We start from the raw sequence: 21,579 nt of genomic DNA on the forward strand, positions 1-21,579 counted from the left end.
CGATCAAGCGCGGTTCCACGGTAAGATGCGCCGCCATTTCAAGTTCAAGGAAGACAACGGCCCGCGCCGTTCGCCACGGATGAAACCACTTTCCCTCTACCACCCGGCCCTTTACTGGCTGCGCGTGTGGCAAAAAAGACTGTTTCGCCACATCGCCTGGCACTGCTCGAGCAAACGCTACGCACGGCCGGCCACGACGTCCGAGCGCTTGCCGTATCGCTACCTCAAACACACCTCAAAACTGATCCGCAAACTCGGCGACTCGGACCTGGCGCTGCAACACAACAAAGTCATCAACCTCAAACTCGCCGTCGCTGCCATCGACGGCGTCACCATCGCCCCCGGCGAATATTTCTCCTTCTGCCGCCTCGTAGGCCGCCCGACCCGCCAACGCGGCTACGTCGAAGGCATGGAACTGTCCTTCGGCCAGGCCCGCACCGGCATCGGCGGCGGCATCTGCCAACTCAGCAACCTCATCCACTGGATGGCCATTCACTCACCCCTGGTCGTCATCGAACGCGCCAACCACAGCTTCGACCCCTTCCCGGACGACGGCCGCGTCCTGCCATTCGGCTCCGGCGCAGCGATCTTCTACAACTACATCGACCTGGTACTGCACAACCCGACGGATCGCAGCTTTCAGCTGAAGCTGAGGGTGGGGGAGACGCAACTGGAGGGGGAATTGTTGTGTGATCGGGAGCGGGCTTATCGGTATCACGTGTTCGAGGTGGGGCATCGGTTTGTGCGGGAGGGGGAGCGGGTGTATCGGGAGAATGAGATTTGGCGGGAGGTGAGGGAGAAGGGGCAGGTGGGGGTGTTGGTGGAGAGGGAGCGGTTGTATGGGAATCGGGTGGTGGTTAAGTATGAGGTGTTGGACGCGTTGATCGATACGAAGTAATCATGGTTCTGGAATTACTATTCTTCTGCATCCATGAGTTTTCTGTATTTGGAAAATATAGCGATGGCTTGTCTGTCGCCATTAATCAGGTTTTCATAAAAATTAATATCTGAAGCTCACTCAGCGAATACTAACTTGCTTTCTGGCTTTGATTTTAAGGCGAGAAAGCAAAGTTTCCAATAGCACGAAAGTTTTCTGTCGATGACTTCGAAAAAGTCAGCTGCGACAGGAATGGGATATTCATCATGGGTTTCTGAGCATATTTAGTACAAAGGGCAGTTGTCCCGGAATGCTATTCCGTAGACAATGTATTCTTTTCCTATTTGCAGGTCTAATTCGCCATCAGGAAGTGATATGTGTTTTTTTAATCTTGATACGGTTTCTGGATTTGGTGCTTGATTGAGGTTATTGAATATACATACGACCTTCATTTGATGGAATCTCCAAGCTCTGAGGTATGTGGTGGGATTGTCTTCAAGAACATAATGTATGAAAGAGGTTGAAAAGGGAGCAGATTTATTTTCTTCAGCGAAAAAAATTTTGGTTTGTTATGCTTCAAGCATAAAATCTTCGATTTTTTTAATAAATTCCATCTTGTTTTTTGTTTTGAATTCCCCTAGGAATGTCTCGGAGTTTTTTAAAGGGTTCCCTTTGTTGTCGTACTTGATTGTTAGGAATTCAATTACAAACTCTCCCGATGGATCTCCTTCTGGTTCAACTCTGGAGTCAAAGCAGTGTCCCGTAGTTTGTCGTGCACCACCTAGTAAAACTGAGCTACTAAACCAATCTGCAGTTTCGGGGGTGAGATCAACCTCGTAAAGGTTGTTGATTGTGATTGTCCATCCGCTGGGTACTCGGAGGGGTTGGAGTTCGTATTTAAGTTTTCTTCTCATATTGTTTGGTATTTTTCATGTGTTTTTGAACTTGATCTGGAGATGCCGGAAATCCGTGTGTTACATATTGAAAGGGGGGCGGACGTATTTTGTCCGAAGAAAAATAAATCTGTCCCCTTCTTGTCCCCTTCTTGTCCCCTTCTTTGGTCCCCCTTTGGTCCAAACCCCACCATGTTTTTCTAAGGATTGTCTTCTGGAAGCTCATTTTTGTTCTTCAAGTTAACTGGGAAGGGCGCGGATTCATTTTTCAAAGAAAATAAGTCTGCCCCCGTTTTGATATTTATTCGTCCCCTTTGGTTTTTTGGTTATTCTGGGGCGTTCAAGTAAGCGGATGGGCCGCAAAGTAGCGGATGTTTAGTAGTGAATTCAATTAATGAATTTTCACTGGATGCAATTACTCTGAATTTTTGTTCGTTGGATGTGATTTTGATTGTCATTTTTTCATGGGTGGGAATGTTTTTTATTAAAAGGTCTTCGATGTTGCTGCAATTTAAACCTATGCGGCAGGTGTTAAATCCAGACTGCTTCCATTTGGCTGGCGGTGCATCTGGGTAATCTGGAATATCAAACTCCATTATTATAACTGGTCTACTGTTGTCAATATTTATGGAGAACAGTTCTATCTCCCCGATTGGGATGGGTGAGGTGAATACCTTGTTAAAAAAATTGCTTCCGTCTAATTCGTTCCAGGAATTCATTTTTTTTCCTTGAAATAATAGTGATCTCTTGCACCAGGAACCTTGCCTGTTCTCGTATTTTCAATTGGCCTGAGATTGAAGTGTGCTGTTTGGTCACCTTTATTTCCCGGCTCATTATACTGATGCCCTGCTGAGTGATCTTGGATGACTACTTTGGAGCCATCAGCACGTGTGAATTGATATTCTCTAGTAAGAACTGGTTTCCCATCACTGTTTAAGATGCTCTCTCCAGACTTGTCCGTCATTAATGAAAAGGGGACTGAAAAGGGGACAGATTTATTTTCTTTAGCGAAAAATAAATCTGTCCCCTTTAGTTCTTTAGTTTTGTCCCCTTTAGTTTTGCCTTTAGTTTTGAGAAAGATTTTTATTTTGCCTGTTGGTTTTGAAATGTTGTGAAAATCATGCGGGGTGAAAATGAGACGGAGTGGAAAGGGAATAGATTTATTTTTTTCAATGGTAATAAATCTGCTCCCTTTATTTTGTATCCGCTTTAATTTGTTTGGATTATGTTTTTTGGGAGGTGCGTTATTTGTTAGGTTTTTTGCTGGTGTGTACGCAGTCGTGGTCATCCATGTATGTCAAGGTTTTAAAATTTTTTCCTATTATCCAGAATGGGAAGCCAGTCGTTTCGAATAGTAACGCTTTGAGATCAGTAGAAGACTCTAGTTTCCAAGCGTGAGTTTTGTCGTCGTGAACTATTAGAGTGGGATATTCAAGGTCGTCAATTGTGTCAACTTTTTTCCAGAATTCAGGATCATGCTTTTTTTCGGTGTGTATCAAAAAATATGGATCCAGATTCTTGGAGGGAGAGGAGAAGAATGCGATCGTTAAATCTCTGATTAGGTTGGCAAGTTCAATTTCGTTTAGTTTTTTATTTGCTATGTTCTGCTCTTCTAAGACAGAGTCGATTTCTTTTTCTAGGTAGTTCATTGCGGGTCTCCAATTCTCGCGCGTGATACAGGCACTGATTCTAATAAGATATGTCCTCTAACTGCGCCACCAGTACCGCGTTTCCCCGGTGTTTGGTATCCAACATGGGGGTCTGCAGGGCCGTCAGTGGAAGTGCGTTGAAAGGGGACAGATTTATTTTCATCAGCAAAAAATAAATCTGTCCCCTTTGACTCTTTGACTTTCATACTGATAGCTGTTCAACCCACCAGCAAGCTTGATCGGATCCGGAGTCAGAAAACGCCCAGTCCCCTTTGGCTTGTCCCCTTTGGCTTCTTAAACAAAAAATGAATCTGCTCCCCGTTGTGATCGCGTGGTAATTATTTATTGTAAATTCGATAGCCAGCGTCAAAGTTGCTAATTGTATGAGTGTTGCTATATGTGGGGTCGAATAGGCCTGTGAGAGGTGGTTGAGTAGGTTTTTCTCTTGAATTTAGTTTTTCTAAAGATTTTTGAAGCTCGGGGTAGCTTTCTATGTAGGTGTGGTCTGATGAGTTAAATTCAAGTGTTATAGTGCTGGGTGAAATGAATGCGAAGTTAATTAAAAGCTCCGGGTTCGAAAAGAGTCTTCCGCTGATGTCGTAGATCTTGTCTCCGGTGTTCAATTTTTGGCCGTAGCGTTCGTGGGTCAAATATCCGTGGTCTTGGTTTAATAGTCGTAATAATTTTTCGTAGCCTTTTATTGACTCAAAGGAAATACTGGCTCGTCTTATTACAAGGAAGCCGTCTTCGGTCATGTTCTCCAAAAAGTTTGAGCTCTGCCTGTTGATCGAGGCGATGACGGGCTTGTCGATTAAGTTAAGTACGAAGTTTGATAGATTAAGGTGAAATTTTTCCCGAGGGTTTTCGATGGGGGGGATGCTGATATAGCTTATGATCCCGCCTGCGTTATCGGAGTCGATCGCGCCAAAGCACTCTGTGATATCAATTGAAAAAATCATTTTGCTCTCTCGATAATGAACCGATCAAGTGATTTGGACCCGATCTGCTCGCCTTCAATGGTCTTGAACCCCGTTGGGTCAACTTTTGTTTGTGAAACGATTTTAAGCCCAAGCTCTTCAATTCTTTTGAGTGATTTTTTTATATATTTGTTGGCGTAAGCACTGCCGGTGATGGTTATCTGTCCATTTTCAGATAGCACTCTTAGGATCTCCGGATTTAAAGGGTCAAAGCCATAGGGGTTATCCATGTTGATGTAGCTCTGCGAACCAGATTTTATGCCTGACAAATCTGTCGCATTACCTGCATGTACTCCGGGCGTTTTGGGATCAATGTCAATGTTGTAATAACCTTCAATTGGATTTGAACCCGCACCAATATTAAGAGACCCATCAGCATTCGCTGGTTTGTCTAAGTATCTACCTAGATTATCTGGACACTGTTGGAGCCCCAGAGGATCAACCCAGCCAGTAGGATTTGTTACGTACTGGTAGTTATTCAACCCACCCGCAAGCTTAATCGGATCCGGAGTCAGAAAACGTCCAGTACCCGGATTGTAGTAGCGATGACGGTTGTAGTGTAGGCCCGTCTCGGCATCAAAATACTGACCTTGGAACCGCAAAGGGTTGTCGATTTCGCTGACATCCAGCGCAGCGAGGTTGCCGTATGCACGGTACTTCGCGGACCACATGATCTCGCCACTGTAGTCGGTGAGTTCCTGCGGTGTGCCCAGATGATCGAGTTGATAGTAGAACGGCGTCGCCTTAAGCGGGCCTTCGCCGTCGAGCATCGCCAGCGGGCGGAAGCTGCCGGGTTCGTAGATATAGGTGCGATAACGGGTTTCACCGCTTTCGGCGATCAGGCGTTCGCCTTGCCACAAGAATTCGGTGGTCTGGCCATCGACAGTTTTCTCGATGCGACGACCGAAGGCGTCGTACTTATAGGATGCAGTGCTACCGCCCGGCAGGCTGACACCGACCAGACGATGCTGGCAGTCGTAGCGGTATTCGGTGACGAGCTTCTGTCCGGTGCCGCGACGTTCGCGGATCAGGTTGCCATAGGCGTCGTAGTCGTAGTGGCGGTCGCCTTGCATCAGCAGACGGTTGCCTTTGACGTTGGCGAAGTTGGCTGTGCCTTCGTTGTTCTGGCCGAGCAGGTTGCCGGCCGGATCGTGGGCGAAGGTTTCAGGTGTCGCGCCACGTACGCTGGTCAAGCGGTCCAGCGGGTCGTAGTGGAAGCTGCGGTTGCCTTTTCGGCTGTCGTCGATGCCGGCGAGGTTGCCGTTTGCGTCGTAGTTATAGCGACGCTGGAACAGGTTTTTCTCGCGTTGGCTGACGCTGTGCGCTTGCAGGCGACCTTGTTCGTCGTACTGGTACTGGCTGAGCAGCAGGCCTTGCTGGCGCTGCTGCTCGCGACCGGCATTGAATTGGTGGCTGGTCAGGCGTGAGCCGTTGAGGTCGATGCTGCTCAGACGTCCGCCTGACAAATGGCGGTAGTCGAGTGTGCTGCCGTCGGGGAGGCGGCAGTGACTCAGTTGCCCGACGCTGTCGTATTCGTAACGTGTGGTGCCCCAGCCCTGATGCTCGGTGATCAGGCGATCCTGCACGTCATATTCGTAGGCAAGCGGCCAGTGACCGTCGTCGACATTCACCAGACGGCCCAGAGCGTCGTAGCTGTAGTGAATCTCTTCGCCATCGGCGAGGGTTTTCACCAGCAGTCGACCGGCAGCATCGCGCTGATATTCGGTGACCAATTCGCTGCCGTCGTCGCCGAATTCGGTTTTCTTCAGCAACTGGCCGTTGAGGTCGTATTCGTACGCGGTACGGCGGCCGTCGAAACCGGTTTCCTGCTGGATCAGGCCGTTGGCGTAGTAGTCGAGCTTGTAATGCTCGCCGCGTTCGTTTTCGATTTCAGTGAGCAGTAGGCCCGCGTTGTCGTAGCGATAGCGCAACTGGCTGCCGTCGGGATTGATGCGGCGGCTGACCAGATGCAGGTTGTCGGCGTATTCGTAGCGGGTGATGCGGCCGAGCTCATCGCGTTCGGCGGTGACGCGTCCGTAGGGATTGTAGGTGAAAGCCCGGGTGGCACCGCCGGGGAGGGTGATCTGGGTCAGGCGATCGACGGCGTCCCATTGGTAATGGGTAATGGCGCCGAATTCGTCCTGCCGGGTGATCTGGCGTCCGAGTGCGTCATAGCGATACTTGCGCTGACCACCGTCCGGAAGGCGCTCCTCCAGTAATTGGCCGAGGTTGTTCCAGCCCAGTTGATGGCGGCTGCCATCAGGATGGTGAATTTCCAGCAAGCGGCCCTGGCGGTCGTAGCTGTAGCGGGTTTCGTTGCCCTGTGGGTCTATTTGCTGGGTGATGTCGCCTTGTTGATTGCGGTCGTACTGCCAACGGGCCTTGCCACGTTTGACTTCAATCAGTTGACCATCGAAATAGTTGTAGTGGGTCGGTTCTTCTTCCGGCGGGATGACAGCCATCAATCGTCCGGCATCGCTGTATTGATACTCGGTGATGGCCCCCATTGGATCTTTTACAGCAACAAGACGCCCCTCAGCGTCATAGGCGTTTTGCGTTTCAGCACCATCGGCAGCGGTTTCACTGATCAGACGTGCATTTTCGTCATGCACGTAAACCTGTTCACTGCCATCGGCGTTGTGAACCGTTACCGTGCCCTTGTCATCCCACTCGTAGCGAGCTTCCAGTTGGGAGTAGTTGGCCCAATGACGTACGCAGCGGGAGAGCTTGCCTTCACGTTCCCATTCCCAGAAGAAACTGGCGCCACCGGCCAGTTGCCGCTCAAGAATGACGTGCTGATCGTTATAGCGGTAATGCTCGGTTTCGCCTGCAGCGTTGGAGGCCGAGACCAATTGATTGCGAGCGTTGTAGCGATAGGTGACGAGGGTCTGAATGGTCAGCCACGGATCCTGGCGCTCACCACGCTCGTCATACTCGGAACGCTGTTGTTGCTGATCCACGGCAACGATATGGCGATCGTCGTAGCGCAACAGCAACGCGCGGCCAGCACCGTTATCGATGCGCTGGATCCGCCCCACCAGGTCATAGCTGATATGCACCTGATTTCCGTACGAGTCACTGACCGTCGTCAGGCGGTCTGCGCGGAAATGATAAAAGCGTGGTTTTGCCCCTGCTTGGGTGAGGATCAGTTCACCAGGCGCGCTGCCCAGATAAATCGCCGCCTGAGCCAGACTGTTGGTGATGGCTGGCCGTTGTTCGGTCGGCATCGGGAAGCGGGTCTGACGGTTTTCGTTATCAGTCCACAACACGCCTTCATCGTTGATTTGCAGGCGATGGGACAGGGAGTGGCTCCAGCCATGGCCGAGACGCCCGTCGATTTCGACCGCGCTGCTGCGGTAGAGACGTGTCCATTCAACGGGTAGCAGCCCACCCAATATGCCGTCTGTGAGTGTCAGCAATTCCTCGCCGGTCACCATCGATACCGGTTCACCGTTAGTGCAGGTCTTATCGGCGCACTGAGCAGGTTGATCCGCCGGGTTTTTGGACTGGTCGGGCGCGTTGTCTACTTTTTCCTGTTGTTGGGCGCGGGTACTGTTTTCCTTCTTGCCGCGTGCATGAATCTGCGCATCCGTCTCTACAGCACCTCCGGAAACGGGTGGTTTTTTCTTGGGTGGTGTGGCGGTCTCTGCGGGTTTTGGAGGCGCAATTTCTACGCTTGCCTTTCGCGCCTGATTCAGTGGCGAATTGCCGTTGAGCATTAACGGTTTCGCCGTATCGGCGTGCGCCGTCGCATTCTTCTTGCTGATCTTCATCAGCATCGACGTGAAGTCTTCAATCAGTGTCATGACCTTGCCGCTGTTCCTTGCAGCATTAAGGCCCTTGGTGCCAATACGGACGGCCAAACCGATCCCGCCCGTCAAAACAATACCGATCAGGATGTTCAGCAGTACTTCCGTAGTCAGTTCTGCCAGCACTTCAGTGCAGGTCTGCGGAGGCAGCATCTTGACCCACGCGACGATCGCCGCGACGTAGATCCACATGAGTGGTTCGTCACTGGCGATCAGCAGTGCTGTTTGGATGGCTTCTTTCGAAGCGTTATAGATCTTCTTTATCTGTTCTTCGGTGAAGAACTTTTTGAGCTTCTCGTAGTTTTCCCGAGGGTGCGCAACCAGGTCGTAGAGGCTCTTGATGTCCCCCCACAGCCCCATGATTGCCTTGAGGAATCCCTTCCAGGCCGATTCCAGCTGTTGTAATGCCCGTCCACCCATGGATGCATTGGTATGTGCTTGCCAGAGTGGCAGAAAATCGGTGGTCCACTCTGTTTGCAGCCAGCCGCTCAGGTCCCCGATTACGCCTTGATAGGAGTTGAACAGGCTATCGATCTGAGCCTTGGTGGGATTCGGGAAAAAAGTGATTTCATATTGCTGATGCGGTTTGAGGCCTGTGACCTCCAGAATGCCGCTTGGGCCGATTTTGACGTTGATCGCTTGACCGACTTCGTTCTTGCCATAGAGCTTGCCATCCTCCACCGGCACCAGTCGCACCGGCGTATTGCCGATAGGGACAAAACGCGCTGATTCAAAACTGTGAACCAGCTTCAGTTTGCCGTTGGCAGGGCAGTTGGCATAAAGGGTATTTTCCTTTTTGCTGTCCTTGTCCGCTGTACCGACTTCGTCACCGACCTTGAACTGCTGCTCAGCGTCCAGAATGCCGCCGTACCAGGCTTCGGCATGCTCGCGATAATCCTTCAGACACTTCTTGAAGTCGCTGATGATGGCCTGAGCGTCAGGTTGTTTTGCATTGAGATTGGCAACAATCTCACCCATCAAAATGCTCATACAGCCACCTCACTTTCCAGATGGGCCTTCAGCAGGCCGGTAAAATTTTCTTCCGTGAGTGGCGTGCGTTTTACGAAGCGCGCCACTTTCTTTTGCAGGTTCGATTCCGGAAACGAGAAGTACAGGTCGGCATGCTCTTCCTGCAGCCACTGCATCATGTTGCCGATCACGGTTGACGGATTTTCGGCCATCAAGCTGTCCAGCAGGTCTTTCGGCACCTCCCACCACGGCCAATCCCTCACCTTCGGCACCACCCTCGGCCCGACTTCCAGGCTCCGTCCATTAATCAGATACCGCTCAAACACCGGCAGCACTTCCCCAGCCGTCTCACCCAACCCTTCAAGAATCGGATGGATATGCCGCCCATCCCAGAACCGGAAAAACACCTCGGTCCCGTCCGGCATTTTCACTTGGGTCAGGCTGCGCAGGTGTTCGAAGACTTCGTTGGGTTCCGAGCGGGAGATCGCCAGCCAGCCCCAGTCGAGGGCGTCGGTTTCGGTGATCCAGGGCAGGAAGGCCGAGTTGGCCTTGAGTTCGGCGACGTAAGGCATCACCGGTTGCCAGGTGGAGTAGGGCGTCCCGCCCCAGACGGGAATGGCCTGCACGGACGGTTCACTCTGATACAAAGCCTTGAGCGCTTCGGCATCACTGGCGGCGCTGACGATCAAATACAGACGCTCATCTTTTTGCAGCGGCTGTTGTGCCAGCCAATCCTTGGGTGTCAGTCGATTAGATGGCACAAGCACCTGCCTTGCATTTTTCACACTCTTCACAAAACGGCGCATTACGCTTGAGGGTGTTGATTTGCGCCGGGGTCAGTACGGCGCCAGCCTTGTCGGCATCCGCCTGCTTCAGCACGCCCGGCATCAACGGCGCCGCCCCCGTGCCGCTTCCCGGCCCACCACCGGAGTTGATGTTGATTGCCGGCCCGCTCATGGTCACGCCGCCGCCATCGATCTTGATGAAGCTGCCACCGCCGACCAGCGTCAGTTCGGCCCCAGCCTCCAGCACCACTTTCATTCCGCTGCTCAGGTGAATTTCCTGGCCGGCGTCGATGAATTGCCCGGTGCCAATCTTGATGTGCTGGTTCACGCCCACGGTCAGGTGGTCGTTGGCCCGTGCTTCGACTTTGCGGTCTGCGTAAACGGTGTGGTGTTCTTCGGCCTTGAATTCCGTGTAGCTGTTTTTTTCCACGACGTCGTGGCGTTCGTTGCCGACGCGGATTTTCTGGTCGTGTTCGATGTTCTCGTCCCAGTCGCGTTGGGCGTGGAGGAAGATCTGTTCCTGACCTTTCTTGTCTTCGATGCGCAGTTCGTTGAAGCCACCGCCGCCCATGGAACTCAGGGTTTTGAAGGTGGTGCGGGTCTTGTTCGCCGGCAGGGCGTAGGGGACGGTGTTTTCCTTGTGGTACAGGCAGCCGCTGATCAGCGGCTGGTCGGGGTCGCCTTCGAGGAAGGTGACCAGCACTTCCATGCCGATGCGCGGGATGGCGATGCCGCCGTACTGGGCGCCGGCCCAGGCGCTGGAGACGCGCAGCCAGCAGCTGGTCTTGTCGTCGGCCTGACCGTCGCGGTCCCAGTGGAACTGGACTTTGACGCGGCCGTATTCGTCGCAGTGGATTTCTTCACCTTTCGGGCCGGTGACCACGGCGCTCTGGCTGCCGAGGATGCGCGGTTTCGGGTGGCGCAGGGGTGGGCGGTTCGGCACGTCCCACGGGGTGGCCTGGAAGCGGTTGCGGTAGCCCTGATGGAAATCGTCTTTCAGCGCGGTGGTGTCACTGGTGACCGACTCTTCCAGCACTTGCGGCTGCTTGCCTTCGTGCAGGACTTCGGTGAGCAGCCACAGGTCATTCCACTTGGGCTTAGGGTGTTCTTTCAGCGCGAGGAAATGGCCGCTGACCAACAGCGGCTGATCGCTCTTGCCTTCGGCGAGCTGGAAGTCGCTGCGGTGGCGTTCGAGGGCGCGTTTGGCCAGGTGCTTGCCGCGTTCTCGGTCGACGAAACGGCCCGGGTAATCGTAGTCCTCGAGGTCGGGCAGGGCGTCACCACGGTTTTCGCTTTCGAGGGTGATGCGCGGTTTTTCGAAGTCGTAATCGCGGCGGCTGGTGCGGCTGGTGCGGGTTTCCAGGCGCAGGTCGAAGCGCTTGATCACCGGGTCGCTGGCGACCATGCCGGAGTCCTGCTGATAGGCCACCGGCGCCAGTTTCTTAAACACCGTCTGGTCATCGCCGAACACCAGTTTGTGCGCCGTCGCGGTGTGCTGGAAGTGGTAGTGAATGCCTTCTTCTTCGCACAGGCGCTGGATGAAATGCAGATCCGATTCGTCGTACTGCACGCAGTAGATGCGCTCGGGGTAGATCGAGCCGGTCTGGAAGGTGTAGGCGTTGCCCTGAATGCCGTGTTCTTCGAGGACCTTGCCGATGATTTTCGGCACGCTGAGGTTCTGGAAGATCCGCTGGTTGATTCGGTGCGCGAGGTACGCCAGTTGCGGGCGCAGGGTCACGGAGTAGCGCGTCAGGCGCTTGCCGGAATCGCCTTGCGCGGCGCGGTAGATCAGACCGTGGATGCCGCTGCCGTCGGGCGACAGCTGCAAAAAGGCCGGTTTGTGCAGCAGGGTTTCGAGGTCCAGCGACGGCTGCTCACTGACCAGCTCCACCTCGAACACAAAAGGCTGGCTGATGGCTTCCCGGCCGGTCAGGGTAAACACCTGAAAGTCGGCGGAAAGACCTTCGATGGTCAGGGCAAAGTGGGTTTCATTGGCCGGCGCGAACATCCCTTGTTCCTCGTGCTGTACAGCGGCGTTCGTCGATGACCGCCAGGCGGATCAACGCACGCGAAATTCTGGAGGGCGTAAACAACATCGACCAGCAGAGCTGGCCGATGCTTGCAACGATCAGCCGTAATTAAACGACTGGAGCACGCCAGTCATCGGAACCCGAAGTACCGGATACTTCGTGGGTCCAGGTGATTTTGCGGTAGGTGAACTGCACTTCTTCCAGGTGGGTGAAGTGCGAGTTGCCTGGATCCTGGCAGTTGTGCATTTTGTTGTTGATGGCGACGATGATCGCGTCTTCCAGTTTGGTGGTGTAGTAGTGCTCCTGGGTACCTTGAGCCGAAGTGCGGTACCACTGGATAACGATTTCGCTCATGCGCTCGCCGGAGGTCAGAGCAGCTTGCAGCAGTGGCGAAGCCTTGTCGTAGACCTTGGTGATGATCACTGGCTTGTGAACGCGCTGACCGGTTGGCTGACCGGATTGCGGGTCACGCGGGATGATCACGTCGTGGCTGAACGCCTGAACCATGACCTGGTCTTCGTGACCTTCCTGGTAGGTGTTGCCAACGGAGTCGGCGGTGAAGGCGCCGGCAGTGATCAGGCCTTGTTTTTCGCCGGTAACCGACATGTACGCTGGTGTTGCCATGGGATGCTCTCCTTGCGGATAAAGTTAGGGTGCCCGGGAGGCGAAATCGCCCGGTGGGTGCCTGACTGTTATCAAGGAGCGTGCCAGCTTTTGCCACGTCCCCGGGAGCCGGGGACTTGACCGCTCTGGATCGCGGCTTTGAGCGTTTTTTGATCAGTTCGGTAGCTCGAAGTGCGCAAGAAGTTGCGCAGTACTGCGCAACTTCTTGCGCACTTGGCTGTAGGCCTTGATAAACAAGGCCTACAGCAGTTCGAGAGGCCTTTTTATTACCAGCAACTGCGCAACTTCTTGCGCAGTATGGCCAAAGGCCGCATCGCCGCTTATCGAGTCAGCGCCGTGAGGCATTCTTCAATCGAACGACGCTGTGTTTCGGCATAGAGCCCCAACTCATCAATGGTCGAACGCCCCAAGGCCAACTCGAACGCCTGTCGATTGGAATGCTCGCCATAGTGCGTCTGCGCCGCATCCCCCAGGTTCGACTGAAAAATCCCTGCCGCACTGACCGGCAGGAAATCTTCGTACACCAGCGGTTGGGCTTTCACATAGCCGTCGCGTAATAACCCTTGCAGCGTTACATCAGCGGGACGACTTCCTTTGCCTGTCAGGAAATAGCGGAAATACGCCAATTCCTGCTCGCGCATGCCATCGAGGCTGTCAGGGAATTCGCTGAAGTGCTGGGTCATCAGCGCGTTATAGCGTGAGGCATTGGCTTCGTTGGGGAAGTCACCCAATTCATCTCGCGCAGCATTCAGCAGACGGTCGTATAACGCCCGGCCCTTGGGTGTCAGCGCCGCACCTCGTTGTTCGATCTCGCCGAAGCGAGCACTGTGGCTGCCTCGGGTTTCTGTCTGGTCAGTGAAGGCGATCGACTCGTCCAGCGCCTTGAAACTGGTCTGACGCAACAGGATCGGGTGTTGCCGACGCGGCGGCCCTTCGATCACCGCTTTTGGCGTGATGCCATGCAGCGGCATCTGCGCCTGAACGATGTCGATGTCCAGCGTGCGCGGGGTCAGGTGGTTGATGTGCGGGCCCTTGAAGGCCACGACATCGGCGATCAGACGATGCTGAGCGCTGAGGGTCTGGTATTGCGCGGCGGTGACGGTGGCGCTGTGGTGCCAGCGAAAAGTCTCCAGCGCTTGCAGGACAAATTCCCCGGCTTCGGACTCAGTCAGTCCGCCAGCGGCTTCGGCCTGCTCGATCAGGCGCAACGCTGTCGGGGTGAAGATCGAACGCTGATCCAACACTGATTGAGCGAAGGCTCGCAGTTCGGGGTCTTCAATCAATTCCAGTCGCAGCAACGAAGTGAACACCCGGAACGGGCTGACCTGCAGCGCATTTTCATGCACCGCACGGAACGCCGTGGAATGCACCGGCACGCCGGCGGGTGTCAGGTCGTAATAACCCACAGGCTGCATGCCCATCACGGCGAACAGGCGGGCGAGGGTGGCCAGTTCGGTGGCAGTGCCGACGCGGATTGCACCGTGGCGTTCCATGTCCAGCCGTTGGATTTCGCCGGTGCTGTGCAACTGACTGGCGATCTGCGGCTCGCGTGCCAGCACTTCGCGGTTGGTCTGCTCCACCAGTTCCATCAGTGCGCCATACAGCGGCACTTCTTCGCGGTACATATCGGACATCGCTTTGGAGAAGCGTTGGCGGATCAGGTCGGGGCTGACGAACGGCTGCACGGTCATGAAAAAAATTCCTGGCACGGTCACGTAAAGGATGGAGGAAAAGATCGCAGCCTTCGCCGACGCGGGCAAACGAAGAATCCTACGAACTTCATTCTGCCAACGACTGACCGTTTACCTGTCCGCGCGTGAGTTTTCTCCCAGGAACTCCCGATACAAACGTGCCGTGTTCGACGGCTGCTCGACCATCGGCATGTGCCCGACACCGTCCCACACATCCACCCGCAGATTGGCGATGCCCTTGCTCCACACCGGCACGCTGCTGACATCGATCAACCGATCCTTGCGACCCCAGAGCAACAGCGCCGGGCATTTGATGTCCGGCAGCTTTGGTTCCATCGGCGGGCTGGCGCGGAAGTCCCGGAAGATCTCTTCCAGTTCGTCCCGTTGCTGTTCATAGCGTTGGGCAATGGCATCGAGCACCAGTCCGGGTACCCAGGGCGGTGAGGCCATGGTCATCGCATAGAAGTGTCGGAATTCTTCCCGGGAATTGATCAGGAACGGATTGTGCCCACGAGCCAGGTGACGCTCCATGTCGCTGGCTTCTGGTGCGGTGACGCCGGCCGGGTCGAGCAGCGCCACCGAAGCGATGCGATCCGGATAGGTCGCCGCCAGCCACGCGGCGATGTAACCGCCCATGGAGTTGCCGATAACGTGGACTTTCTCTACCCCGCAGACGTCGAGCAGCTGAATCATGCGTTTGGCCTGTACCGGAATGTCGTAGCCGCCACCGGCCTTGAAGCCGGTTTCGCCGTGACCGGCCAGGTCCGGGATGATCACCCGATACTGGCTGACAAAGTGCCGGGCAAAACGCAGCCACAGGTTCTTTTCGGCGCTGTAGCCGTGCAGCATCAGAATGCTGCTCGACGCTTCATAGGGCCCGCCTTGCCAGGTCGACACGGTCATTTCGGCGATGGGCACTTCGATCTTGTGCAACCGGTAAAGCCTGGCCTCCAGGGCCGCGCTCAGGTCGTAGAGCCAGTGACCGACCGCCGGGTAACTCAACCAGCTCCAGGCCACGAAAACTGCGAGGGCGACAAACAGCAAAAGCATCGTGGGTCTTCCTTGTTCAAGACAGAATGTGGTCGGCCGGTTTCAGCGCCCGGGTCAAGCGGTGGTAGCTGAAACTGAAGCCGGGAAACATCGCGATCACATGACCGCTCTTGCTTTGATACCAACTGTGGCAGCCGCCGGTTTTCCAGACCGTGCGCTCCATCTCCCGGTGAATCATCTGAGTGTAGGTACGTTCTGCTTCGGGGCGAACTTCGATGCTGCGCAGACCTTTGGCCTGCACGGTGCGGATACAGTCGAGGATGTAGTTCATCTGCGATTCGATGATGAACAATGCCGAGGTGTGACCGATGCCGGTGTTCGGCCCGGTGACGATAAACAGATTGGGAAAGTCCGGCAGGCTGGTGCCGAGGTAGGCGCGTGGATACTGCGCCCAGACATCGCGCAGTTTTACGCCGTTTTTTCCGCTGGCCGGGTAGGAAATCACGCCGTCGGTGGCGTCGTAACCGGTCGACCAGACGATCAGATCGACGTCGATGTGCTGGCCCTCCGTGGTGACGATGCCGGTTTCGTCGAGGGTGGCGATACCTTGTTCGCGGCTGTGCAAGGTGACATTGGGCCGGGTAAGCGCCGGATAATAGGTGCTGGAGACCAATACCCTTTTGCAGCCGATGGTGAAGTCCGGTGTGAGTTTTTTCCGCAACTCGGGGTCAGCCACCTGGCGTTTGAGAAACTTCAGGGCGTGTCGCTGCACCATGTGAATCGCCGGTTTCGAGTATTTGAAGGCGATGACCCGGGTTTCGAATTGCCAGTAGATCATCCAGCGCAGCAGTTTGTAGGCCGGTTTCAGACCCAGCAACCAGCGCTGGAACCGCCCGAAAGTACGGTCGGCCCGGGGCAGCACCCAGTGCGCGGTGCGCTGAAATACGTGCAATTCGGCGACCTCGGGTGCAATCGCGGGAATCACCTGAGCCGCACTGGCGCCGCTGCCGACAATTGCCACGCGTTTAGCGTGATAGTCGTAACTGTGATCCCAATTGTTTGTATGAAAAGTCTTGCCCTTGAAGCGATCCTGACCGGGGAAGTCTGGGATAACCGGTTGGCTCAACGGCCCGGTGGCATTGATCAGGAACTGCGCATAAAAAATGCCTTTGGTGCCAGTGTGTACAGCCCAGCGTTTTTCGGTGTCATCCCACTCGACCCGCTCGACGTTGGCCTCCAGTTCCACCCGATCGCGCAGGCCGAAACGCTCGATGACGTGTTCGGTGTAGCGTTGCAGTTCGGCCTGTTCGGCGAACATCTGCGTCCAGGGGTAGGGCGCAAACGAAAGGGAATAGAGGGGCGACGGCACATCCACCGCCGCGCCAGGGTAGGTGTTCTGGCACCAGGTGCCGCCGAAAAAGTCCCGCCGCTCCAGCAAGCGAAAATCGTCGATGCCGGCCTTGAGCAAATTGACCGCCGCGCACTGGCCGCCAAACCCGCTGCCGATGATCAGCACTTGATAGGTCTGCATGGGCCTCCTTCTTAGAGTCTTTTTTCCATTTTCTTCCTTTCATGTATAGCCAATCATTTGCTCGCCGTGTGGTGCTGATGACGGGGTATTCGGCCCGCTGGCCGGTGATGGCTATTTGACGTTGCCCTGATAGACTCCCAATACATCGGGTCTGCGGTCTGCGCAGTGCCGTCGAGTGGTCGAGGCCCCTATGGGAAGAACGGGAGGAAAGGGACTTTCACTGGCCAGGAGGCTCTATACATCGCGAATCCTCGGGCTGGTTCTGGGGCTTTTGTGCGTGAGCGTCGCGATGTATCCACTCGATCCGCCGGCCTGGGTCTGGGCGGTGATGCTGTTCAACGGACTGGTCTGGCCGCATCTGGCGTTTCAATGGGCCCGACGGGCGCGGGTGCCTTATCACGCCGAGCACCGCAATTTGCTGATAGACGCCTTTCTCGGTGGCTTCTGGGTCGCCGCCATGCACTTCAATCCCTTGCCCAGTGCCACGACCATTTCGATGATGGCGATGAACAACGTCGCCATCGGCGGCCTGCGCTTTCTGCTGGCCGGGGCGGCGGCGCAGTTGCTCGGGGTTGGCGTCGGGCTGGTGGTATTTGCCCCCGCGTTCATCCCGATGACCACGTCGGCACAGCTTTATGCCTGTCTGCCACTGTTGATGCTGTATCCGTTGGCGCTCGGCTGGATCTGCTTTCGCCAGGCCTACACCCTCGGCTTGCATAAACGTGAACTCCTGGCCCTGAGCCGCACCGACAGCCTCACCGGACTGCTCAACCACGGCGCCTGGAAGGATCAACTGGAAATCGAATTCCAGCGCTGCAAACGCCAGCAGACAGGCGCAGCGATTGCGCTGATCGACATCGACCACTTCAAGGCGATCAACGACACCTACGGCCATGTGGCGGGCGATATCGTCCTGCGGCAGTTGAGCAAAATGCTCAAGCAGAACCTGCGCATGGCGGATGTGGCGGGGCGTTATGGCGGCGACGAGTTTTGCGTGATCCTGCCGGACCTGCCGCTGTTCAATGCCGCGCAGGCGATGGAGGCGTTGCGTGAGCGTTTTTCCTTTCTGGTGTACGAACAGAACCCGGCGCTGAAAGTCAGCCTGAGCATTGGCCTGGCGGCGCTCGATCCGGCTCACGGTGATGCAATGCGCTGGCTCAATGACGCTGATGAGGCACTCTACGAAGCCAAGGCCAGCGGGCGCAACCGGGTGATCTGCTGCAACGATGACAAGCCGCGGCGCGAGGTATTCGATTCGGTTTGAACGGAATGGGTGTCGCATCCGGGATAGAGCCTTGGGGCGATGTCAGGTACGGTTCAGTACCCGACACGAAACAAGGATTGATTCATGACGTTCAATTTCCCTCGTTCCCTGCTGGCCGCCGGTCTCGGCCTGAGCCTCTCTTTCGCCACCGCTGGCGCGTTCGCTGAACCGCACAAGCAGGTGCTGGCCGACGCCGAGCAATACAAACCCGAAGCCCTGAAACTGCTCGAGCGCCTGGTCAATATCGATTCCGGTTCCGGCTATGAGCCGGGGCTCAAGCAAGTCAGCGAAATCGCCATCGATGAGTTGAAAAAGCTCGGTGCCACCATCGAACTGGTGCCCAATACGCCGGAAAAAACCAACCACGTGCTCGCCACGCTCAAAGGCACCGGCAAGGCGAAAATCCTGCTGATGGCGCACATGGACACGGTGTTCAAGGAAGGCTCCGCTGCTGAGCGACCGTTCCACATCAAGGACGGCCGCGCCTACGGGCCGGGGGTGATGGACGACAAGGGCGGGATCGTCGCCGGCATCTATGCGCTGAAAATCCTGAAGAACCTCGACTTCAAGGACTACGCGCAAATCACGTTCCTGCTCGATGCCAGCGAAGAAACCGGCTCGGACGTTGCCACCGACCTGATCAAGAAAACCGCCAAGCTCCACGACGTCACCCTCAACCTCGAACCGGGCCGTCCGGCCGATGGTCTGGTGGTGTGGCGCAAGGGCAGCGCCACCGCGCTGGTCGAGGTCAAGGGCAAGGCTGCTCACGCCGGCGTCGCGCCGGAACTGGGGCGCAACGCGGCGATGGAGGCGGCGCACCAGATCCTGCAACTGGGCAAGCTCGGCGACGAAGCGAAGAAAACCACGATCAATTTCACTGTGCTCAAGGCTGGCGACCGCACCAACGTCATTCCGGATCAGGCCACAGCCAAGGCTGATGTACGGGCGGCGGTGCCGGAGGAGTTCGACCGGATCGAGAAGGATCTGGCGCGGGTGTCGCAGGACAAACTGATTCCTGACACCGAAGTGAAGACTTCATTGCAACGGGGCTTGCCGCCAATGCCGCAGACGGCGGAGTCAGACCGTTTGATGGCGATGGCTCAGGGGATTTACGGCGAAATTGGTCGCAAGTTGACTGAAGAAGGCAGCGGTGGGGCGGCGGATGCGAGTCTGTCGGCCGGGGTTGGGACGCCGACGCTGGACGGGTTCGGGATTGTCGGCGGCAACATTCATACGCCAGAGGAATACGCGGAAGTGGAGAGCGTGGCGCCGCGGATTTATCTGTTGTCGCGGATGATCATGGAGTTGGCGAAACGGTAATGGCAGGCAGCGGTTTCGCGGCGGGCGCCACGCGAGTGGACTCGTAATGGCGTCGGGCCGCTCTGCCTCTTTGTCGCGTGGTGCGAGGTTACTCTTTGACGCTCATGTATTCCTTGGCCCAGAGGATGTATTCCTCAGGCTGGGTGTAGGTGTGGGTCAGTTCGGTGGCGCTCAGGTCCGAGGCCTGGGTGAAGATCTGGCGTTGTTCGCGCAGGCTGTCGTAGGTCGCCTTGATCGCGGCGAAGTAGGCACCGTGGCCGTCGATGGTCACGCGCACACCCAGTTCAGCCAGGCGTTTGTCGTCGCGCAGCGCCGGGTTGCCGTAGGTCACCAGCATCAGCGGGACGGTCAGGTGTTCGGCGATCTGCTCAAGCTGGTCGAAGTCCTGAATACCGACCATGCAGATACCGTCGGCGCCGGCGGCCTGGTATTGCCTGGTGCGGCTGATGATTTCCTGGTTCGGCAGGATGCCGGCGTTGGTCCGGGCGATGATCGCCATTTCCGAATCAACCCGGGCTTCCAGCGCCGCACGGATCTTGCCGACGCCTTCGGCGACGGTGATCAGGTCGGTGGATTTGCGGCCGAACTGGGCCGGCAGCAGGGTGTCTTCGATGGTCAGCGCGGCGACGCCGGCGCGTTCCAGTTCGACGATGGTGCGCATCACGTTGAGTGCGTTGCCGTAGCCGTGGTCGGCGTCGGCGATCACCGGCAATTGGGCGACGCGGCCAATGCGAGTGGCCTGCTCGGCGAATTCGCTGAGGGTGATCAGGGCAAAGTCCGGAGCGCCCAGGACCTGCAACGAAGCGACCGAGCCGCCGAGAATCCCTACTTCAAATCCCAGGTCAGCGGCAATGCGGGCGGACATCGGATCGAACACCGAGGCGGTGTGATAGCAGGTGTCGGAAGCCAGCAGCTGACGGAAGTTACGGCGCAAATCTTGATGAGAAAGCCTGGTCATACGAGTTCCACCAATACAAAGGAATGGAAAGGCTTGAGCAAAGGTGTCAACGCCGAAGGTGAAAAGGCTATCACGCCAATGGGTCAAGGATCATGACGAATTAACGAGGAAGTTAACCAGGAAAAACCTGTTCAGGCTTTCTTGCAGCAGGCTGAGGCGCTCAGGCCGCCACCGCCTGCTGCTGTTGATTGGGCAACGGCACCGCCCGTACCGAGTTGCCCGGCTGCAATTGCAGGCGTTTGGCGGTGAGGCGGTCGATCACCAGGCTGCTGCCGACCCGGCGGCCCGGAGCGACGGTGATGCGGCAGTTTTCCAGGCGCCGGTTGTGGATCAGCCACAGCGGCGCCTGATCGTCCGGCGTGCCGATGCTCAGGCTCAGTTCCAGGCTGTCGCGCACGGTGCGGATGTTGTGGATCGGCGCCTCGATGACCGGGCCGCCATCGAAGATATCGATGTAGCCCTTGTGGGCAAAACCTTCGGCCTGGAGGATCTTCAGTGCCGCTTCGGTGTTGGGGTGAGCCTGACCGATCACGGCCTGGGCCTGTTCGGTGAGCAGGCAGGTGTACAGCGGCTGACGCGGCATCAGTTCGGCAATGAACGATTTGTTGCCTAACCCTGACAAGTGGTCGGCGTGGCTGAAGTCCATCTGGAAGAAGTGCCGGCCCAGGCTGTCCCAGAACGGCGAACAGCCTTGTTCGTCAGCGCTGCCGCGCAGTTCGGCGATCATCTTCTCGCCGAACAGGTGCGGGAATTCGGCGACGAACAGCAGGCGCCCCAACGACAGCAGACGTCCATTGCTGCCGTGGCGCTGGTCGTGGCGCAGGAACAGCGAGCACAGTTCCGATTGGCCGGTCAGTTCATTATTCAGAAACAGGGTCGGAATCTGCCGCTGAATACCCAGATCCGGTGCCGAGCTGACGGTCAGCCCGACCCGGTAGTTGTACCAGGGTTCGCGCAGGCCGACGGCGCCGGCCAGGGCACTGACCCCGACCACGCGCTGGTCATCATCCTCGAGGACAAAAAGATAGTCGGCATCGGCCCGTTCGACCTGCTCGGCGAAGGCGCGCTGCGCCCAGCGTACCCGATGGGTCAGGCGATCTTCATTGGCCGGCAGGGTGGTGAAACCGGGCCCGGCCTGTTGCACCAGGGTCATCAACGCTGGCAGGTCGCTGACTTGGACCGGACGGACAATCATGCTGCAACTCCTTTTGC

17 protein-coding genes and 1 pseudogene are annotated in these 21,579 nt (G+C 56.2%); 3 read left to right on the forward strand and 15 right to left on the reverse strand.

Features of this window, described 5'->3' with window-relative positions; translation table 11 throughout:
- Positions 1-79 precede the first annotated feature (79 nt).
- Positions 80-898 carry a VanW family protein gene (locus NE357_RS10495; protein WP_169432618.1) on the forward strand — a complete coding sequence of 273 codons (819 nt, stop codon included), beginning with the start codon at positions 80-82 and terminating at the stop codon, positions 896-898.
- A gap of 1,198 nt (positions 899-2,096) precedes the next feature.
- On the opposite strand, the gene NE357_RS10500 is transcribed toward NE357_RS10495, so the two are convergent.
- From NE357_RS10500 to NE357_RS10560, 13 genes and pseudogenes are all read right to left on the reverse strand, one after another.
- Entirely contained in the window at positions 2,097-2,489 is a 393-nt protein-coding gene (locus tag NE357_RS10500; protein WP_102686526.1) for an Imm50 family immunity protein, read from the reverse strand.
- Entirely contained in the window at positions 2,486-3,058 is a 573-nt protein-coding gene (locus tag NE357_RS10505) for an HNH/endonuclease VII fold putative polymorphic toxin (RefSeq protein WP_169429778.1), read from the reverse strand. Before NE357_RS10505 ends, NE357_RS10500 begins: the two co-directional genes overlap by 4 nt.
- Positions 3,015-3,419 (reverse strand): hypothetical protein, encoded by a 405-nt coding sequence (locus NE357_RS10510; protein ID WP_169429779.1) that lies wholly within the window; start codon positions 3,417-3,419, stop codon positions 3,015-3,017. The genes NE357_RS10505 and NE357_RS10510 overlap by 44 nt, the downstream gene beginning before the upstream one ends.
- Positions 3,416-3,625: a polymorphic toxin type 47 domain-containing protein gene (locus tag NE357_RS10515; RefSeq protein WP_207866210.1), complete on the reverse strand. Its 210-nt coding sequence runs from the start codon at positions 3,623-3,625 to the stop codon at positions 3,416-3,418. Before NE357_RS10515 ends, NE357_RS10510 begins: the two co-directional genes overlap by 4 nt.
- Positions 3,624-3,689 (reverse strand): annotated as a pseudogene (locus NE357_RS10520) (RHS repeat-associated core domain-containing protein); the annotation flags it as partial. The pseudogene NE357_RS10520 and the gene NE357_RS10515, both read right to left, overlap by 2 nt.
- Before the next feature lie 68 nt (positions 3,690-3,757).
- Positions 3,758-4,378, reverse strand: a complete 621-nt coding sequence (locus NE357_RS10525) for a hypothetical protein (protein ID WP_169429780.1) — start codon at positions 4,376-4,378, stop codon at positions 3,758-3,760.
- On the reverse strand, positions 4,375-9,195 hold the full coding sequence (locus NE357_RS10530; RefSeq protein WP_249314390.1) for an RHS repeat-associated core domain-containing protein: 4,821 nt from the start codon (positions 9,193-9,195) through the stop codon (positions 4,375-4,377). Before NE357_RS10530 ends, NE357_RS10525 begins: the two co-directional genes overlap by 4 nt.
- Positions 9,192-9,935: a DUF4123 domain-containing protein gene (locus NE357_RS10535; protein ID WP_169432619.1), complete on the reverse strand. Its 744-nt coding sequence runs from the start codon at positions 9,933-9,935 to the stop codon at positions 9,192-9,194. Before NE357_RS10535 ends, NE357_RS10530 begins: the two co-directional genes overlap by 4 nt.
- The gene (gene tssI, locus NE357_RS10540) at positions 9,925-11,967 is read right to left on the reverse strand and encodes a type VI secretion system Vgr family protein (RefSeq protein ID WP_169429781.1); all 2,043 of its coding nucleotides are present in this window, start codon (positions 11,965-11,967) and stop codon (positions 9,925-9,927) included. The genes NE357_RS10535 and tssI overlap by 11 nt, the downstream gene beginning before the upstream one ends.
- Positions 11,968-12,097: 130 nt before the next feature.
- Entirely contained in the window at positions 12,098-12,613 is a 516-nt protein-coding gene (locus NE357_RS10545) for an Hcp family type VI secretion system effector (protein WP_003226246.1), read from the reverse strand.
- Positions 12,614-12,933: 320 nt separating this feature from the next.
- On the reverse strand, positions 12,934-14,304 hold the full coding sequence (hglS, locus tag NE357_RS10550) for a 2-oxoadipate dioxygenase/decarboxylase HglS (RefSeq protein ID WP_169429782.1): 1,371 nt from the start codon (positions 14,302-14,304) through the stop codon (positions 12,934-12,936).
- A 111-nt stretch (positions 14,305-14,415) separates the two neighbouring features.
- Positions 14,416-15,354, reverse strand: coding sequence for an alpha/beta fold hydrolase (locus NE357_RS10555; protein WP_169429783.1), 939 nt, complete (start codon positions 15,352-15,354; stop codon positions 14,416-14,418).
- A 16-nt stretch (positions 15,355-15,370) separates the two neighbouring features.
- On the reverse strand, positions 15,371-16,825 hold the full coding sequence (locus tag NE357_RS10560) for a flavin-containing monooxygenase (protein ID WP_169429784.1): 1,455 nt from the start codon (positions 16,823-16,825) through the stop codon (positions 15,371-15,373).
- 190 nt (positions 16,826-17,015) lie between these two features.
- Between NE357_RS10560 and NE357_RS10565 the strand changes: the two genes are divergently transcribed.
- Both NE357_RS10565 and NE357_RS10570 read left to right on the forward strand, forming a co-directional pair.
- Positions 17,016-18,089: a diguanylate cyclase gene (locus NE357_RS10565; RefSeq protein WP_169429785.1), complete on the forward strand. Its 1,074-nt coding sequence runs from the start codon at positions 17,016-17,018 to the stop codon at positions 18,087-18,089.
- 84 nt (positions 18,090-18,173) lie between these two features.
- Complete coding sequence (locus tag NE357_RS10570) at positions 18,174-19,409, forward strand: M20/M25/M40 family metallo-hydrolase (protein ID WP_169429786.1); 1,236 nt, start codon at positions 18,174-18,176, stop codon at positions 19,407-19,409.
- An 88-nt stretch (positions 19,410-19,497) separates the two neighbouring features.
- On the opposite strand, the gene NE357_RS10575 is transcribed toward NE357_RS10570, so the two are convergent.
- Positions 19,498-20,367, reverse strand: a complete 870-nt coding sequence (locus NE357_RS10575; RefSeq protein WP_085733177.1) for an isocitrate lyase/PEP mutase family protein — start codon at positions 20,365-20,367, stop codon at positions 19,498-19,500.
- A 160-nt stretch (positions 20,368-20,527) separates the two neighbouring features.
- On the reverse strand, positions 20,528-21,562 hold the full coding sequence (astA, locus tag NE357_RS10580) for an arginine N-succinyltransferase (protein ID WP_169429787.1): 1,035 nt from the start codon (positions 21,560-21,562) through the stop codon (positions 20,528-20,530).
- Positions 21,563-21,579 lie beyond the last annotated feature (17 nt).

The organism is Pseudomonas sp. G7(2022), from assembly GCF_052660475.1.